The following is an 18,730-nucleotide window of genomic DNA, read 5'->3' as shown; positions in this document are numbered from 1 at the left end:
ATATGAAAAGATTAAATTATGAATTTGTAGATAAAAATTCGTTTTTATTTACACCATTTTATGAATTCAAAGTATCAAAAGAAAAATATCAATGAATATTTTTATATATTCATAATTTTTTATCAGATAATGGTCTATTAGGTGAAGTGTCGACAAAATGTCGACATCTGAAATTATCAGATTATTGAGAATATATAGAAAAAGAATTTAAGTTAATTTGTATGAATTATGATAAGGATTCATATCCAAAATTAATTGAGTTTTTAAAAAATAATTACTTTTGAGATAGAGTTAATCATTTTGTTAGAATAACACGATATGCTGAAATAGAAATACAAAAATCAAATGATAAAAACGGTTATCTAATTTATATTAACAATGGATGTTGTTATTTTGATAAATTTTGAAATGCTTGATTTGAAGCTCCTGCAAAATTTTATAATCTAAATGAAGAAGAAACTGAAATTTTCCAAGATAAACTAATTGCTGTTTTTAGAAGAAAAAACAAAGAAATTTTAAAAAAACTGATAAATATTTCTAAAAAAGAATTAATAAATTGACTTGAATACAACGGAAATAAACTAGATTTTGAAATTAATTATATAAATATTAAACCATTAATTAAAACAAGAACAAAAATATGTAAAGTTGAATAAAATATCATATTATGCTATTTTATAGATAAATAAATTAAAGGACAATATGAAATACTTATATTTTTTCACAATAAAAAATGAAAATTTTAATAATAATAAAATAGATAAAAATAGTATTGATAAATTAATTAATAAGTCTAAATATAGAGTTCATAAAATTTATTTTGAAGATAAAAAAATTGTTATTCACCAATCTGAAAATGAAAAATCTGGGGAATATATTGGGTATTTCGCTTATTTAAAAGGTGATTATAATGGAATGACTATTTTAGACAAAATCACCTATAAAATAGAAGAAATATTAAATCAGAATCTTAGTTATTTTGAAGTAGATACCTTAATGTGTTATATTCCTTGATTAATTTACTTATATGAAACAAAAAATATATAAATATACATTTGTTAATTTAATTTTGTCTATATTTCATTATCTTTTATCCATAATAACAATATTGATGTTATTTCTTTCTGGCATATATCAATTTAAGATTTTTGTTACTGAATTAATAGTCTTTTTATCTATTTTCTCATTTTTTACAATAGTAATTTATTTTAATAATTTATTAATTGAAATAATTTTAGATAAAAACAAAATAATAATAAAAGATACATTTTATTTAGTTTTATTATTTTTAAGTTTTATATTACCAGTAATTAACATATTAGTAAATTGTTATGTTTTAAAAATATTAAAAAATAGTTTAAATGAAAAACTAAAAAAGCTTGAATAAGATTTAAGTAATTTACCAAATTTTTTTAAGAAAGATAATACAAATGAAAAAAATAAATATTAATAATTTAATTAATAATACATTAAAAGTTGAGCTTAAAAATGGTGCTGTTTTGACTGGATATTTAGTAAAAGATAAACATCACACAAGTAGTTGAGTTATATTACCTTTAAATACTTTTGATAATATAAATTCTTTTAATAAGAGTGAAATTAAAACAATAACTTATTTATCAAATAAATATATATTTAAAATTAATGAAATAGATTTTAAAAATTAACGCTTTTAAGTTAAATTTATTTTACTTAAAATTTGTATATTAAATTTAAGTAAATTTTTTTAAAGAATATTTTACTTAAATACAAAATTTAATTATTTATTAAATAGAATCAATTTTAAAAATAAGATATTATGAAATACAATAAAATAAAACCTGTTATAAGATTAATAGGCTCAAAATATAGACTTTTTAATCAACTTTATAATTATTTTGATTTATCTAATATAAACGAGTTTTATGATATTTTTGGTGGAACAGGTATTGTTGGAATTAATGTTAAAAATATCAATAATGATTTAAAGGTTTATATAAATGATTATGATAAGATTTTTCCTTTAACAAAAGAATATGTAGAAGATAATAATAAAAGATTTAATGGTTATGGAGCATATTCCAAAGCGTCTATAAAACAATATAAAACAAAAATTAAAAACGGTTTATGAGATAAGTTAAACACTTATAATAAGATACTTAAAAAGTGTATTATTACACATAAAGATTACAAAGAATTATTATCAAATAAAAATTACAATCAAAACACATTTTTATACCTTGACCCACCTTATTTTTCTAATTTTAAAGCATATAAGCATCAAATAAATTTAGAAGATTTTTTCAATTTTATAAAAGAATTTAGTTTAAAAAACAAATGTAAAATAGCTATAAGTTTTAAAAACAATAATGAATTTATAAATTATTTACCAGATTGAAAAATTCATTACTTAAAGCATACTAATACAAATGTTTCAATAAAAGAAAAAGATAAAAATGCCAATGAAATTTTAATTACCAATTACTAAAAAAAATAGTTAGCCCAAAGCGTTACAGTTTGTAACCAACTGGCTAACTTTTTAATATAAAAAAAACACAATAAATCATTGTGTTTAAATTATATAAATCTCCTTATTTAGTATAATTTAATTAATTAAAATATAAATACTAAATGAAAGGAAAATTAAATTTATGAAAAGCATAAAATTGCGTAAGCTAGCAGGAATAATTGCTACTCCTTTACTAGCACTTCCAATTATATCAGCTTCTTGTTTAGAAAGAGTAAATCTTATTTTAGTTGGCAAAAGAGAAGGCGAAAAAGACAAAGAAAATCCAGAACCTTCAACACCTGCAAACCCAACTGAAACTCCTAAACCACCAACTGAATCAACAGACCCTAAACCTAATGAAGATAAAAGCCCAAAAACAAACGCACTAGAGGTTATTAATAACTTTACCGATATTTACACAGAAAAAGCAATGTTGGATAACAACCCCAAAGTTTTCAATGAAACAGGAACTTTTATAAGTTTTATTCCTGAAACAAAAGCTTATCAAAAGCTACCTGATAAACATTCATTTATTTTTAAGCATTCAACCGCAATGATGTATTATTCGGGCATTAAAAAATATTACGATTACATTTTACAAGCTGATTCTATTAAAGAAAATTTAAACAATAGACTAAAAAAACTTTTTGACCCTAAATCAGAAGCTTTTATAAATACTTCATATGAAACAATGAGACTGGGTATTAAATGAAGAGACAGTTTAACATACAATCTTGACGATATTATTGAAGTTTTTGAAGACTTTTACGCTCAAAAAACAGTATATGCTACAATGTATCACGGTCTTTGACCTCTTGATTTCAATAAAACTGAATCTGAAATTAAGGATGCAGTTAGTGCGGATGATGCAGATTGAAATAACTCTTATCCATATTTAACAAGAGAAAGCATTAACCCAAAAATAAGTTATTCTGATATGTATAAAGTATCAAAAAACTTTTATGAAAGATTAGATAGACATTTTATTCAAGAAAGAGTAAAATTTGATAAAAATGATAAAACTAAAAAACTTTTAGCTTTAAATCCAGTGGCTAATAAAGCTGTTACTGATCCTGAATATGTAAATCACTGATATAACCAACAATTCCCTTTTGATAAATATGTTTCTTCTAATTATTCAATATCAGAAATGTACATTGGTACATTCCCCCCACATTTTCAATCTTCTAGCGAAAAACGCTGAACCCCGCAAGATTTCTACAACAACTTCATCATTCTTGCCCCATTTAAACCCATTCAAAATTCAAATATAACAAGCAGTTCGCTCAAAGTCCTAAAATATTACCTACACTTTAAACTAGTCCTTTCTATGCTATCTAAAAACGACGACAAACCCTTTTTAGAACAACTTGACGACCCTAACAATACTAAACTTCAAGAATTCTACAAAGCAAACCAATACGAAAACGGTTTTTCTGACTTATTAAATATGTTAAATAGATCTATTAAAAAAATCCTAGACCCTACAATTTACTTAAACTACATTGATGAATCAGGCAATAAGCACTATTTCTACGATGAATGAACTGAAAGTCAAAGATTAGGTAGAACAAACCATATACAAGCTTCAAACCAAAGGCAATTCTATACATTTGCCTTAAACTTATACAACAAATTTATAATGCCTTTAAACTATGTTATTAATCAAGAAGAAAGTTTTGAATTTGATGAAGCACCCGCAAACACAAACTTAACCCCAAAAAAAGTATGAAACTTTAAAAAAGCGTTTTATAAAGAATTTTACGAACCTGTTTTTGGAAAAATTGAAAAACTAGAACAAAATGCAAGCGACCAAGCAAAAATGATTAGTGCTAAAACCAAACTTAAAAATTTCCTTCAAAATTCAATTGTTAAAATTAATGGTAATTTAGATAAAAACTTACTTGATATTTATGACATTAGAGCAAAAGATGTAACAAGTGCTCAATTTAACGAATATTGACTAAATCCAGATAAAGATAAAGTAAATATAGACGAAATATAAAAAATAACTGTACGAATTTATCGTACAGTTTTATATTAATTACTTTATGTTATAATAATATCGTGATTAGAGCATACAACTCTCCTGAGCCGGGCACATTAAAATAATTGGTCATACTTCATTGCAACTGGTCTGGTATGAGACATTAACAGTTGATTTTTTTATTTAATATGATAAAATAAAAGTGTGAATAAGATATTACCTTCTCCTATCTCGGGCACATTAAAATAATATGAGAACGATAAAAATTAAATTGGTCGGTTGTAATATAGCTATTAGACTAATTTTTATTTTTTATTTTAACTAATTTACCCAATACACCTATTTTAAAGGTGTAAAAGTTTTTAATATATATTTTCCCTTACTAATGATTTTATCCCTTAAAATACACAAAATATTAAGAGAAAATTGAATTAGCAAATATATTGTTATAAAATTATAATAATCAAGGAGACAGTTTATGGTTTTAGAACTTGTTCTATCTGATAAAGAATATAACGATTTTGAAAACTTTTTTAAAAAGTACAAAAATTCATTATTTCATATAAAAGGCAATAAAGTTTATTTTAATTCTCGTTTTTCAAATACATTAGAAAAAATAGATATAAATATTAAAGTTTTAAACTTTAATAATCCTGATGAAATTGAAAAAATAATAGAAAACACTCTAAATAAAACATTTGAAATATCTAAAAATAATAAAACTAATAAAGATGATTTCGAATATAGAGATAATAATGATACTTTTTTAAGTTCTATGGTTAATATTTGTATTTATGAAGAAATAAAAGATATAATTGATTTTATATCTAAACTATTTATTTGTATATTACAAAGTCATAAATTAAAAAATGGTAATAAAAGATTTTCATTTATGTTTTTAAACATGCTATTAAGATATCTAGGATTTTATTTAAAATGAACTGAAAAAACTCAATTTGTTAGTTCAAAATTATTTGATACAAATTACTCAAATAATGAGTATTTGATTTATTCATTTGTTACAAAATTACAAAATAGAAATTTTACTAAAAATGATATTAATAATTTAATTGATACAAAAAGTGAAAATGGTAAGTTTTTAGAAAAATGCTTAAATGATATAATTATTAATTATAGTGATAAAAGTATAAATGAAAGACATTTAATAGTAAAACAAGAAATATATAATTGATTAAAAGATAATATTATCATACGATACTAAAAAAGGAGACTTATGTATAACAAGAATTACTCAACAAAATTAGATGATGCTTTTTTTGAAAGAAAAGAAAAAGACTTTGCTAATTTAAGTATGGATGATTTTTTTAAAAAACACGGTACATATGATGAAGTCAAAAGAATAATGAAAGCATTAGAAAAAATGTAAAAATATCACCACTATTTATCGTACTTAAAACAAATAGTAGCGATAAAAACGGTGATAAAATAGCGATAAACATAACTATCAATAATTAAAATATATGATAAAATGTAAATGTGAGAATTTTAATTAAGTGGAACAACCGACTTGCTAGCTCGGCCTCACATTAATAAAATAATTGTAGCTATCGTTTACTACGATGGGGGCTGTTGTTGGCTATTTAAAACTTATTAATTTAAGAAAGCTTTAAATTAGCTTTCTTTTTTATTTGCATAAATTAATTATTATAAAAAAATGGGAATAGTGTCAGCATCGCTGTCTTTTTCCCTAGAAGTTTATTTGATTAACAAATTCCTTCTATTTAACAGAGCGGCTCTCCACCTTATAACATTGTTATAAGTACGGGCTCTGTTCCTTACATATTTATTATATATCAAAAAATAAAAAGAAAGCTAATAATAGCCTTCTAATCTTATCCTGATTTTTTTCTTATAGCTGTACCGTTAATAAATACTACATAGAGCCCAGCTATTAGCATTTGTGGATAAGCACAATATACTTTTAAAGTAATCTATGTATGAGTTAATTATACACTAAACAAACTAATAAAATAAAAAGAGACAAAACTATATGAATAGTAATGTCCCGAGAGATTAAACAATCTCTTTTAACATAGGTACAAACCATCTTTTAATTTCTAAAAGCGCCTATGTTCCATGCGTAATAAATTATATATTAAAAAAATAAAATAGAAAAGTAAAATTAAAAATTAATATCATCTTTTATTTTTTGTATTATTTTTTTATTAAATAAATTTGTATTAATTTCTGAATTAAATGTTTCAATTATTATATCGTATAATGATTTTTTAATACCTGAATATTTATTAAAAAAAGAAATTATTTTTATTACATCCATAATTTTAATTTTTTTACCCATATTAATTTTTAATGAATTATTTATAAAAAAATTATTTATTTCATTGAAATTAGAATTTTTTTTATTTGGTAAAGAATGTTTAAATCTTATTAATATATCGTTATGACAAATAACATTTCTTATTTTTTTAAATATTTTCATTAATATTAATAATTGTTCGATATTAATGCTTAAAAATGGAATTATGTCTTGAAAATGTTTTAAAACAAGTTCTTTTATTTCATTTTTTAAAAATGAATAAAATCTTATCAATTCGCCAAAAGATGTTTTATGTAAAATATCTCATAAATAAATATTAGAAAAATTAGATATTTTATTTTTTAGTTCTTCAATAAAACTGGTTATATTTTTATTTTTATTAATACTTTTTTTAAAAAAAATTAATAATTCACTTATAGATCAATTAAAAATTTGCATATTATTTAATTTATTTTTAATAACTTCTTCAATATTTAATTTATCCAAATATAGTTTTACAGCATTTAATATAGAATTTCTAAATTTAATTTCTATATTTTGTATATTTGTTAAAACGAATTTTGCTATTTTTCTATCAAAATTAAAAAGTTGAATAAAATTTTTTGATTTAACAAGACTATCAACTTTTTTATTAATACCACTTTTATTTATAAAAGTATAAGGTTTTCACGAATAAACAATATGTTTATAACCATAGTTTTTTAGGTAAATTTTAAGAATATTTCTAGAATAATCATCTTCTCACTTTAAACCTCATTCTTCAAGTAAATTAATTTGTTCATCAGTTGTTAATATAGTTTTAATTTTTTTATTCATATTAACTATTATATTAAAAATAATTTAAACTAATTAAATTAGAATTTAATTAGAGGTATAAATGAAAATAAACGATATTGAATACATTAATAAGCTATCAGCTGATGAAATAACACAATTATCAGAAGAATTTAAAAATTCAAATGAAAGAAAACGACTAAAATGATCTATTAATAAAAAAATAACCAGAAAAATTGTAGGACAAGACAAAAAAATATATGTATTTATAATTTACCAATATTACTATTTTAAAGGTAAAAATAAAGAATATATAACTTATTACCCAGAAAAATATAAATACTTATTTAAAAAGAAATATGACCTTAAACTAATATTAGATACATTTAAAATGTTCTGCGGATTAATAAGAAATAGATATGCAAATATTAGTTGAAATTTATGTAAATACTATTCTAAAAAGTTTGATTTATTTAAAAGTGATGAAAATAATAATATAGAAAAATCATTAGCTAATAAAATTTACATTTCTATTGACGATTGCTATGATAAAACAAGATATAAAAATAAGGTATATAAAACAAACACTAAAATAATTAAATTATTTTCAGACACAAATCAAAAACCTATTTACACATATGAAGTTTATAGTAGCAATGATAATGAAAAAATAACAAATAATTCAAGAGCAGAATTAATTAAAAAATTAATTGAAAAATACTATTTTATAGGTAAAAACACCAAATTATATCTTTTAAGTGATGGTGCTAAATATTTTAAAATATTAGCTAAATTATTAAAAGCTAATCATATTTACGATTATTTTCATTTTGTTAAAAGATTTAATGATATTTTTAAAAAACCTGTTTTTGTATTAAACAATAAAATTAAAGAAAAACTAATTATTAATAATAAGTTGGTTAAAGATTGATTAAAAGAATCAATTAAAAATAAGAAAGTTTTTATCAATAAATTAAATTATCTTTTAAATTTAAACTTTTCTAGGAAATCTATAAAAACAGCAATTATAAGTTTTATAAAATTTATTGAAAATAATTGCCCTAAATTTGAATTCTATATTAATGAGATAACCGCACAAAGCGAAAGTTCTGTTAGTTTATATAAATCAATCTATAAGAAGAGATACTCTACATTTTCATTAAATACCATTTTTAACTTTATTAAATTAAACAACAATAATAATTATCATTTTATTGATTTTAAATCAATTATTAATGAGTTTAATATCAAAATATATTATGAACCTATTTTATGAGCCACCCAAAGCTATCATAAATACTTCTAATTATTTTTACCTAGGGACAATTTGTACTCCTTTTCTTTGTTTTCTCTCGTGCGCACGTGTTATGCGCAAGATAAATATATTAGAATAATATATTGCTTTTTTTCTTATACAGGCAAGGTATTTTTTTACCAGTAGAAGGACCTCCAGACAATGAATTTATTATTATGATTGGGAAATCTCTAAATGATTAAAGTAGCTCTATTTTGATTTGAAGACCTCCAAACCCAAAAGAAAATCAATAACACGACCACCACTACCGCATTGCGTGATAAACGCAAGCGGATATTAACCACATTTGAAGATGAAACGCTATTAAAACTTGTTTTAATAGCATAATAAAAACAATTAATAGAGCTAATATGGTGAAATTTCTTCTTTTAACAAATAGAATATGCTATAATAAAGAAAAATGTAGATTAACCTACTTAAATTTCTATCCCCCTATTTTTTTTATTTAAAATACTATAAAAAAGATTTTTTGGTAAAAAGTTATTTTTTATAGAAAAAATTTAATTTAGCTATATAAAAAAATAAATTAATATTTATTATAAAATATTAATTATGAACTTATTTAAATCTACAGAAATGAAAATAGCAGAAAAAGAAATTAAAAAAATTAATAAATTTGAAAGTTTAATTTCTAAATTAACAAATGATGAATTAAAGAATAAGACAAACCAATTTAGAGCCAGAATTAAAAATGGAGAAAAATTAGAAAGTATTAGAGCTGAAGCTTTTGCTGTATGTCGTGAAGCTACAAAAAGAGTTTTAGGAAAAAGACCTTATGATGTTCAAATGATAGGTGGGTTACTTTTAGATCAAAGTAGTATAGCTGAAATGAAAACTGGAGAAGGTAAAACTATTACATCAATAGCACCTGTTTATTTAAACGCTTTAAGTGGAAAAGGTGCTATTGTATCAACAGTTAATGAATACCTTTCAGAGCGTGATGCTGAAGAAATGGGTCAAGTTTTTAACTTTTTAGGTTTATCAGTTGGTATCAATAAAGCTAATTTAAGTACAATTTTAAAAAGAGAAGCTTATGCAGCTGATATTACTTATTCAGTCCATTCTGAACTTGGTTTTGATTATTTAAGAGATAATATGTCTCCTTCACTAGAAGATAAAGTACAAAGAGGATTAAATTTTTGCTTAATTGATGAAGCTGATTCTATTTTAATTGATGAAGCTAAAACACCCTTAATTATTTCAGGTGGTCAAGGAGAAGATGCTAACACTTATATTGCAGCAAATCAATTTGTTAATACCTTAAAAGAAGAAGATTATGAAATAGATGAGGAATCAAAAGCTATTTCTTTAACTTATAATGGTGTGCAGAAAGCAAATGCATTTTTTAATATTAGAAGCTTATATGATATTGAAAATAGTGAACTTGTTCATAGAATTCAAAATGCTTTAAGAGCAAATATGGTTATGAAAAATAACGTTGAATATATTGTAAGAAACGGCAAAATTGAATTAGTAGATGCTTTCACCGGGCGTATAATGGAAGGTCGTTCTTATTCTGAAGGATTACAACAAGCTTTGCAAGCTAAAGAGTTTGTTGAAATTGAACCTGAAACAAAAACACTAGCAACTATAACTTATCAAAACTTTTTCCGTATGTTTGATAAGTTATGTGGTATGACTGGTACCGCAAAAACCGAAGAACAAGAATTTATAGATATTTATAACATGAGGGTGAATGTTGTTCCTACAAATAAACCTATTTTAAGACAAGATTTACCAGATGCTATATTTGCCTCAAGTGAAGCTAAATGAAAAGCAGTTGTCGAAAAAGTTAAAGAGTTGTATAAAAAAGGACAACCAGTTTTAGTAGGAACAGCACAAATTGAAGATTCAGAAATTGTTTCAAAACTACTTATTAAATCAGAAATACCGCATACTGTTTTAAACGCAAAACAAAATGCTTCTGAAGCTGAAATTATTTCTAAAGCAGGTCAAATTAAAGCTGTTACGATAGCTACAAATATGGCAGGTCGTGGAACAGATATTAAACCTTCAAAAGAAGCACTTGAATTAGGTGGCTTATATGTTTTAGGAACAGATAAAGCAGAATCAAGAAGAATAGATAATCAATTAAGAGGTCGTTCAGGACGTCAAGGCGATCCTGGCACTTCTAAATTTTATGTATCAATTGATGATCAATTAATGAGAAGATTTTCAAATTATGAAGAATTTAAAGAAAGTTTTAAGAATGAAGGTGATTCAGAGGTAACAAATAAAAACTTACAATTTGGATTTAATCATGCACAGAAAAAAATTGAAGGTTTTAATTATGATAGTCGTAAAAGTGTTTTACATTACGATGATGTTATCCGTCAACAAAGAGATCTTTTTTATGCACAAAGAGATTTAATTTTAGTTAATGACGATATTAATTACATAATAAAAAGAATGATTATAAGTTCTGCAAAAAATATTTCTTCTCTTAATGAATTTAGAGAAGTTAAACATCATTTTAATTACAAAAAATTTGTAGATTATATAAACAATAATATACTTGGGCATGGTACTGATAATAATTTAAGTATTGAGGATGTAAAAAAATATAGTGATAGCGAAATTTCAGAATTTTTAGAAAAATTTTTATTAGATACTTATTTAATTTGAAGAGAAAATGTTATAAGTAAAACAGATCAAAAATTTACAAGCAATTATGAAAAAAGCATTGTATTAAAAATAATTGATAGATATTGACAAAACCACATTGATACAATGGATAAACTTAGATCTCACACTAATTTAGTACAATATTCACAAAAAAATCCTTATCAAGTTTATACAGAAGATGGAAGTAAAAAATTTCAAGAAATGTTAGATAATATCGCCTTAGATACTATGAAAACTATTTTTGATGATAGAGAAGGATTCCCTACAAGAATTACAAAAGAAATAGCAATGGATCCTGTTTGACAGCAAATTAATTCTACTTTATTAATGAATGATAGCTTAACTCAAAGAGAAAAAGAGGATAAATTACTAGAAATTTATTTTGGTATAAAAAATAAAATTGAAGAAAATTCTAAAAAACTTGAAGAAGAAAGAAAACAAAGAGAGCTTGAAGAAGCAAAAATTAGAGAAGAAGCTTTAAATTCAAAAATTTTAGTTGAAGATGTAATAATAGAAGATCAAAAAAAATTATTAGAAGAGCTTGAAAAAAATGAATAATTTATGTTATTATTTTATTGAGCCGACATTGAGGTATAACTTTAATGGCGAAACAGTTCGGAATTCCGAACTTTTTTTATTTGTTAATTTTAAAATAAAATATAATTAAATAAATTTCAAAAAGGAGTATAAAATGGGTGCTTTAGATAAAAAAGAAAAACAAACTACAGTTTGACATGTAACACCAAAAGATGACTTATGACAAGTTAAAGGTGCTGGAAATGCAAAAGCTACAAAACTTTTTAAAACACAAAAAGAAGCTATTGACTTTGCTAATGAATTAAGTAAAAAACACGAAGGTTCTGTTTTAATTCATAGAACAACTGGTCAAGTTAGAGCAAGCATTAATAATAAGTCTAAAAAGTAATTTTATAACTATGTATTTTTTACATAGTTTTTTTTATTTTTTGTAAAAATAAAAATATAATTAATATGTATTTTTAAAAGGAGGATTATGAAACGTTTATCACTTGCAACAATGATTTTAAATATAATATTCATTTCATTTGTTTTAATGTATTTTGTAATTATTTTTCCAGCATTACTTATTTCATCATTACCTTCTAATTTTTATGGTGGAAATAATACTGAAAAAGAAATAGAAAATATATATAGACTTGTTTTATTTAGTAATTCATCAATTTTTTTATTTTGATTTGTATTTGTTCCATTAAAATTAGCTGTGTTAATTCTTAATTTTATTTTAATGGTAAAAACAAGAGAAAACGAAACAACATTAATATTATTTATATTATCAATTTTAATAAGTACAATATTAGCTATAGTTGCTTCTGCAATTTTATATAATAATTTTAAAAAAGAAGAGCTTGCGAAAAATGCTATTCAGCAATAGAAGGGTTTTATCATAAAAAAACTTTCATTAGCAACATTAATTGTGAATATTATTTTTGCAATTATATTATTTATATTTTTATTTGTTATTTTACCATGAATAAATTTAGGATCTAATCCTGATGATTATTTAAAAGGAATATTTTTAGCGTTTTCCAAAGAAATAACTTCTTCATTTATATTAGTTATTCTTCTTCCATTACAAACTGCTACTATTATCCTAAATACAATATTAATGGTTAAATCTAGAAAATATGAAACACCTTTAATATTATTTATATTATCATTTGTATTCGGAAGCATATTTTCAATTATAGCGTCAATGTTAATGTATGATACTTATTCTAAGTTAGAATCAAAAAAAATTAAGAAAGAAGAGTAAAACCTTCTTTTTTTTAAAAAAAATTAACATTTTTCTTCAAAAAAAAAAAAAAATAAAATGATATTGTAACTCTTAAATATAAATAACTTTTACTGATTTTTGAGTTTATTACTTTTTAAAAAAGGAGAAAAAATGAAACGTTTATGAATATCAGGTTTAATTAACAATATTTTATCACTTCTTTCTGGAATTATTCCTATCGTTCTTATTTCTTTAAGTGCTGCTGCAGTTGCAGGATCAGTTGCTTATGGAAGTGGCTTTAGTTCAGAAGAAGCAGTAGCTACTGCAGTTGGTATTGGTGCTGTTGGTGTTTTTCTTTGAATAATGTTTAGTATTATTTCTATAGCAGCATTTGTGGTAAATATTATTATTACAATTAAAGCAAATGACACAACAGCAAGAATATTAATGATTGTAGGATTCTTTTTCGGTCCACTTTTCTCATTAATTGGTTGTGCTCTTCTTCTAAAAAAAGAAAATGCTAATTAATAAATAAAAAAACAAGAGCTTTAAAACTATTGTTTTTTTTATTTATTAATTTTATTATTTTTTTGTATTATAAAAAGCTTTTGCACCTTCGAATTCTGATTGAGGTCCTAATTCTTCTTCAATTTGCAATAATCTATTGTATTTAGCAATTCTATCTGTTCTTGACATTGAACCTGTTTTAATTTGACTTGTATTTAATGCAACAGCTAAATCAGCTAATGTTGTATCTTCTGTTTCACCTGAACGATGTGAAACAACAGCTGTCATATTTGCTTTTTGAGCTTTATTTATAGCATCTAAAGTTTCTGTTAAAGTACCAATTTGGTTCAATTTAATTAAAATTGCATTCATTGATTTATTTTCAATTGCTTTTTCAAGTAATTTAGGGTTTGTAACTGTTAAGTCATCACCAACAATTTGAACCTTGTGACCAAATCTTGCTGTCATTTTTGCAAAACCTTCTCAATCACTTTCAGCTAAACCGTCTTCAATAGAAACAATTGGATATTTATCGATTAATCTTCCGAAGTAATCAATCATTTCATCTGTTGTATATTCTAATTTAACATCTGTTAAATGTTCAAAACCTGGACGTTTTTCTTCAATAGCAGCTTTTAATTTTTTAAATGTATATGTTTTTGTTTTTTCGTCATATATTTCACTACATGCAGCATCCATAGCAATTGCAACTGCACCTTCACCCTCAGTAGCAGGTGTGTAACCTGAAGCTTTAATTGCAGCTATTAAGTAATCTAAAACTTCTTCATGACTCTTCAAGTCAGGTGCAAATCCACCTTCATCACCAACTTGTGTTCCATGACCATCTTTTTTAAGTAATTTTGCTAAATTATGGAAAACAAAGTTAGCCATTTGTAATGATTCTCTAAATGTTTTTGCACCAACAGGCATAATCATAAATTCTTGGAAGTCTACAGTATTTGAAGCGTGTGCTCCACCATTCATAACATTTAACATTGGTAAAGGTAAAATGTGTGCATTTGTACCACCAATATATCTATAAAGAGGTATTTGTAATTCTTCTGCAGCTGCTCTTGCAACAGCTAATGAAACACCTAAAATTGCATTAGCACCTAATTTGCTTTTTGTTTCTGTTCCGTCTAATTCGATCATTGTTAAGTCAATTAAACGTTGATCAAAAACACTCATCCCTTCAATAACTGGAGCTATGTCATTGTTAACATGATCAACAGCTGTCATAACACCTTTTCCACCAAATCAGTTATTTTCGTATTTTGTACCTTTATCTCTTAATTCAAGAGCTTCTCTAGTACCTGTACTTGCTCCAGATGGAACATTAGCTATTCCACATACTCCTAAATCTGTTCATACTTCAACTTGAACAGTTGGATTACCACGTGAGTCTAAAATTTCACGTGCGTGAATTTTTTCAATAATTGCCATTTTTTCTCCTATATTTAAAATTTAATTATTAATAACATAATTATAAAATATACTTTTATTATTTCAAAAGCTAAAAATGCATTTTTATGTAATTTAAGGAAATGTTTTTAATATTTAATAATAATTACTAAAAGTAATATATTTATTTTTTAATATTTTTTTGATAAAATATAATCGCTATTTAATTAATAAATAGTAGATGGACAGGATGTAGTTGTAAGGCTACACATTGGTTGGTTTTAGCGCTAAAATACAATTTATTAATCGAAAGGAAATTAATATGGCTAAATTAGATTTTGACCGTAGCAAAGAACATGTTAATATTGGTACAATTGGTCACGTTGACCACGGTAAAACAACATTAACAGCTGCTATTGCTACAGTATTAGCAAAAAAAGGTTTATCAGAAGCTAGAGATTACGCATCAATCGATAACGCTCCTGAAGAAAAAGCACGTGGTATAACAATTAATACATCACACATCGAATATCAAACAGAAGCTCGTCACTATGCACACGTTGACTGTCCTGGTCACGCTGACTACATCAAAAACATGATTACAGGTGCTGCTCAAATGGATGGTGCTATCTTAGTTGTTGCTGCAACAGATGGTGCTATGCCTCAAACAAAAGAACACATCTTACTTTCAAAACAAGTTGGTGTTCCAAAAATGGTTGTTTTCTTAAACAAATGTGACATGATCAAACCAGAAGATGCTGAAATGTTAGATCTTGTTGAAATGGAAATCCGTGAATTATTAAGCAAATACGGTTTTGATGGTGACAATACACCAGTTATCCGTGGTTCAGCTAAACAAGCTTTAGATGGTAACGCACAATGAGAAGGTGCTATTATGGAATTAATGGGTGCTGTTGACTCATGAATCGAAACACCTGTTAAAGAATTTGACAAACCTTTCTTAATGGCTGTTGAAGACGTTTTCACAATTCAAGGTCGTGGTACAGTTGCTACAGGTCGTGTTGAACGTGGTAGATTAACATTAAACGAAGAAGTTGAAATTGTTGGTCTTAAAGACACAAAGAAAACTGTTGTTACAGGTATGGAAATGTTCAGAAAGAACTTAAAAGAAGTTCTAGCTGGTGATAATGCAGGTTTATTATTACGTGGTGTTGAAAGATCTGCTATTGAACGTGGACAAGTTTTAGCTAAACCAGGTTCTATTATTCCTCATACAGAATTTGAAGCTGCAATTTATGTTTTATCAAAAGAAGAAGGTGGACGTCACACACCATTCTTTAAAAACTATAAACCACAATTCTACTTCCGTACAACAGACGTTACAGGTGGATTAGAATTTGAAGCTGGTCGTGAAATGGTTACACCAGGTGAAAATGTTAACTTAACAGTTAAATTAATCGCTCCTATCGCTGTTGAAGAAGGAACTAAGTTCTCAATCCGTGAAGGTGGTAGAACAGTTGGTTACGGTAACGTAACAAAAATTATTAAATAATAAACCTTTTTTATTTATAATTAAAATAATAATACAGAGCATTTTGCTCTGTTTTTTTGTAATTTTTAGTTCGTTAAGTTTTAATATAAATAAAACTAGCTAAAAAAATGATAAAATATTTATTAATAAATATTTTTATAAAAAAGGAGGATTTTATGATTTTAAACAAAGAATTTAAAACTTCTTCTTTAGAAGAATTAAATATTGTGGCTGATTATGTTTTAGAAAATTTAACAAAATCAAAAGTTATTCTCCTTAATGGTGAATTAGGAGCTGGCAAGACTGCATTAATAAAAAAAATAGCATTTAAACTAGGTATAAAAGAAACAATAACATCTCCTACATTCGGATACATGAAACAATATAATGGTCTTATTCATATGGATGCTTATAATTTAAGTGGTTCTATAGAAGAATTTGAAGACTATAAAGAAGATAATGATATTTTAGCTATAGAATGATCAAACAATGTAGATATCTTCTATAATAATTATGTTTATATAGAAGCATTAATAGATATTTACGAAAATCACATTTTTAAAGTAAAGGTGGTTAAATAATGAAACTTTTTTTAGATACAACAAATGAAGATTTTGTATTGGCTATCTTCAATGATGAAAATAATTTAGTATATAAAAGTTTATTAAAGAAATATCCTAAAAAAGTTGAATTAATTCCTCAAGAAATAGAAAAAATGCTTGTTGAAACAAAATTAAAACTAAATGATTTTAAAATATTTTACACAAATATTGGTCCAGGTTTTTTTACTGGTGTGAGAATAAGTTTAGTTTATCTAAGAACTATAGCGCAAATTAAAAAAATAAATATAAAAACAATAAGCACAATGAAAATTCTTTCTTTAATAAATCCAGATCAAATTATATTTAATATAAATGCTAGAGGAGAAAAATATTATAGTTATACTAAAGAGGATAACTATTTCCATGTCTCCCAGATTAAAATTAAAACAGGTACATTAGAAAAATATGATGAAATTAATTACGACTTATTTTTAGAGAATTTTAGTAAGTTTGAGTCTTTTTTTGATGAACATTTAAATATTGATGAAATCGAACCTTTATATATAAAATTACCTCAAATAGGAGGCAAAAACAATGAAAATTTTGGGAATAGAAACTAGCCATGATGATACTTCCATTGCAGTTTTAGAGGATGGAAAAGTAATATTTTTAAAAACAATAAGTCAAATTGATATTTTTAAAGAATTTGGCGGAACGATACCTGAAATTAGTTCTAGAGAACATGCTAAAAATATTAACACCCTTCTAAAAATTTTGCAAAAAGAAATTAATATCAATGATATAGATTATGTTTCATACACTAAAGAACCTGGTTTAGTAGGTACATTGCAAATAGGATTTTTATTTGCAAAAGCTTTTGCTTTAGGCATTAACAAACCTATTATCCCAATAAATCATTTGGAAGGTCATTTTTATTCAGCATCATTAGACAATGAAATTAAATATCCTTCTCTTTGTTTATTAGTTAGTGGTGGTCACACACAGTTAATGATAATTAATAATCCATTTGACATAAAAGTAATAGGCCAAACACTAGATGATGCAGTTGGTGAAGCTTTTGATAAAGTTAGTTCAAGATTAAATTTAGGATTCCCTGGTGGTCCAATTATTGATAATATTTATAAAAATTACAGTGGAGAATACATAAAATTTACTGAACCACACACTGATGGAGAATTAGATTTTAGTTTTAGTGGGTTAAAATCACAAGTTATAAATTATTTTCATAACAAAGAGCAAAAAAATGAACTATTCGATAAAAATCAAATAGCTGCAAGTTTTCAAGAATGCGCTATAAACTATTTAATAAATAAAACAAAAAAAGCTTTAGAAATCTATAAAGTAAATTCATTGATTTTAGCTGGAGGTGTTTCAGCTAATAGCGAATTAAGAAAAAAATTTCTAAATTTAAATAAAAATGCTATAGTACCTAATTTAAAATATGCAACCGATAATGGAGCAATGATAGCTGCTTGTGCATATCAACAATTAAAATTCAAAAAATAATATTTTTTAGAAAAGGTTAA

19 protein-coding genes and 1 pseudogene are annotated in these 18,730 nt (G+C 24.4%); 18 read left to right on the top strand and 2 right to left on the bottom strand.

Annotated elements, in window-relative coordinates; all coding sequences use genetic code 4:
* Positions 1-2 precede the first annotated feature (2 nt).
* The 8 genes from EXC47_RS03380 (at position 3) to EXC47_RS03920 (ending at position 5,862) form a co-directional block, all read left to right on the top strand.
* Positions 3-656 (top strand): hypothetical protein, encoded by a 654-nt coding sequence (locus tag EXC47_RS03380; RefSeq protein WP_129647134.1) that lies wholly within the window; start codon positions 3-5, stop codon positions 654-656.
* A 46-nt stretch (positions 657-702) separates the two neighbouring features.
* Complete coding sequence (locus EXC47_RS03375; protein ID WP_129647132.1) at positions 703-1,047, top strand: hypothetical protein; 345 nt, start codon at positions 703-705, stop codon at positions 1,045-1,047.
* A complete protein-coding gene (locus EXC47_RS03370) occupies positions 1,028-1,387 on the top strand; it encodes a hypothetical protein (protein ID WP_129647130.1) in 360 nt (119 codons plus the stop codon). The genes EXC47_RS03375 and EXC47_RS03370 overlap by 20 nt, the downstream gene beginning before the upstream one ends.
* Before the next feature lie 43 nt (positions 1,388-1,430).
* A complete protein-coding gene (locus EXC47_RS03365; protein WP_129647128.1) occupies positions 1,431-1,667 on the top strand; it encodes a hypothetical protein in 237 nt (78 codons plus the stop codon).
* 131 nt (positions 1,668-1,798) lie between these two features.
* Positions 1,799-2,467: a DNA adenine methylase gene (locus EXC47_RS03360; protein WP_129647126.1), complete on the top strand. Its 669-nt coding sequence runs from the start codon at positions 1,799-1,801 to the stop codon at positions 2,465-2,467.
* A 163-nt stretch (positions 2,468-2,630) separates the two neighbouring features.
* Positions 2,631-4,493, top strand: coding sequence for a hypothetical protein (locus tag EXC47_RS03355; protein ID WP_129647125.1), 1,863 nt, complete (start codon positions 2,631-2,633; stop codon positions 4,491-4,493).
* Between the two features lie 460 nt (positions 4,494-4,953).
* Complete coding sequence (locus EXC47_RS03350; protein WP_129647123.1) at positions 4,954-5,697, top strand: type II toxin-antitoxin system death-on-curing family toxin; 744 nt, start codon at positions 4,954-4,956, stop codon at positions 5,695-5,697.
* A gap of 12 nt (positions 5,698-5,709) precedes the next feature.
* Entirely contained in the window at positions 5,710-5,862 is a 153-nt protein-coding gene (locus tag EXC47_RS03920; RefSeq protein ID WP_165255963.1) for a hypothetical protein, read from the top strand.
* Between the two features lie 756 nt (positions 5,863-6,618).
* On the opposite strand, the gene EXC47_RS03345 is transcribed toward EXC47_RS03920, so the two are convergent.
* Complete coding sequence (locus tag EXC47_RS03345) at positions 6,619-7,590, bottom strand: Abi family protein (protein ID WP_129647121.1); 972 nt, start codon at positions 7,588-7,590, stop codon at positions 6,619-6,621.
* Between the two features lie 61 nt (positions 7,591-7,651).
* Here EXC47_RS03345 and EXC47_RS03340 point away from each other — a divergent pair, with 61 nt between their 5' ends.
* From EXC47_RS03340 to EXC47_RS03315, 6 genes and pseudogenes are all read left to right on the top strand, one after another.
* On the top strand, positions 7,652-8,854 hold the full coding sequence (locus EXC47_RS03340) for an Mbov_0401 family ICE element transposase-like protein (RefSeq protein WP_129647119.1): 1,203 nt from the start codon (positions 7,652-7,654) through the stop codon (positions 8,852-8,854).
* A gap of 561 nt (positions 8,855-9,415) precedes the next feature.
* Positions 9,416-11,687, top strand: a pseudogene (gene secA / locus EXC47_RS03335) (preprotein translocase subunit SecA); the annotation flags it as partial.
* Positions 11,688-12,179: 492 nt separating this feature from the next.
* Positions 12,180-12,413 (top strand): DUF2188 domain-containing protein, encoded by a 234-nt coding sequence (locus EXC47_RS03330; RefSeq protein WP_129647115.1) that lies wholly within the window; start codon positions 12,180-12,182, stop codon positions 12,411-12,413.
* Between the two features lie 87 nt (positions 12,414-12,500).
* Positions 12,501-12,899 carry a hypothetical protein gene (locus tag EXC47_RS03325; protein WP_129647113.1) on the top strand — a complete coding sequence of 133 codons (399 nt, stop codon included), beginning with the start codon at positions 12,501-12,503 and terminating at the stop codon, positions 12,897-12,899.
* A gap of 42 nt (positions 12,900-12,941) precedes the next feature.
* Complete coding sequence (locus EXC47_RS03320; protein ID WP_129647111.1) at positions 12,942-13,280, top strand: hypothetical protein; 339 nt, start codon at positions 12,942-12,944, stop codon at positions 13,278-13,280.
* Between the two features lie 132 nt (positions 13,281-13,412).
* On the top strand, positions 13,413-13,769 hold the full coding sequence (locus EXC47_RS03315) for a hypothetical protein (RefSeq protein WP_129647109.1): 357 nt from the start codon (positions 13,413-13,415) through the stop codon (positions 13,767-13,769).
* 54 nt (positions 13,770-13,823) lie between these two features.
* On the opposite strand, the gene eno is transcribed toward EXC47_RS03315, so the two are convergent.
* Positions 13,824-15,191 carry a phosphopyruvate hydratase gene (eno, locus tag EXC47_RS03310; RefSeq protein WP_129647107.1) on the bottom strand — a complete coding sequence of 456 codons (1,368 nt, stop codon included), beginning with the start codon at positions 15,189-15,191 and terminating at the stop codon, positions 13,824-13,826.
* A gap of 280 nt (positions 15,192-15,471) precedes the next feature.
* Here eno and tuf point away from each other — a divergent pair, with 280 nt between their 5' ends.
* The 4 genes from tuf (at position 15,472) to tsaD (ending at position 18,710) form a co-directional block, all read left to right on the top strand.
* Positions 15,472-16,662 carry an elongation factor Tu gene (gene tuf, locus EXC47_RS03305; RefSeq protein ID WP_129647105.1) on the top strand — a complete coding sequence of 397 codons (1,191 nt, stop codon included), beginning with the start codon at positions 15,472-15,474 and terminating at the stop codon, positions 16,660-16,662.
* 155 nt (positions 16,663-16,817) lie between these two features.
* Positions 16,818-17,222 (top strand): tRNA (adenosine(37)-N6)-threonylcarbamoyltransferase complex ATPase subunit type 1 TsaE, encoded by a 405-nt coding sequence (gene tsaE, locus EXC47_RS03300; RefSeq protein ID WP_129647103.1) that lies wholly within the window; start codon positions 16,818-16,820, stop codon positions 17,220-17,222.
* The gene (tsaB, locus tag EXC47_RS03295; RefSeq protein WP_129647101.1) at positions 17,222-17,803 is read left to right on the top strand and encodes a tRNA (adenosine(37)-N6)-threonylcarbamoyltransferase complex dimerization subunit type 1 TsaB; all 582 of its coding nucleotides are present in this window, start codon (positions 17,222-17,224) and stop codon (positions 17,801-17,803) included. The genes tsaE and tsaB overlap by 1 nt, the downstream gene beginning before the upstream one ends.
* Positions 17,778-18,710, top strand: coding sequence for a tRNA (adenosine(37)-N6)-threonylcarbamoyltransferase complex transferase subunit TsaD (gene tsaD, locus EXC47_RS03290; RefSeq protein ID WP_129647099.1), 933 nt, complete (start codon positions 17,778-17,780; stop codon positions 18,708-18,710). Before tsaB ends, tsaD begins: the two co-directional genes overlap by 26 nt.
* The last annotated feature ends 20 nt before the right edge of the window (positions 18,711-18,730 follow it).

Origin of the sequence: Mycoplasmopsis maculosa (assembly GCF_900660665.1) — a bacterium.
GTDB classification, from domain to species: Bacteria; Bacillota_I; Bacilli_A; order Mycoplasmatales; family Metamycoplasmataceae; genus Mycoplasmopsis; species Mycoplasmopsis maculosa.
Note: the sequence above shows the minus strand (reverse complement) of the source record. Positions and strands in the feature narration are given on the sequence as shown.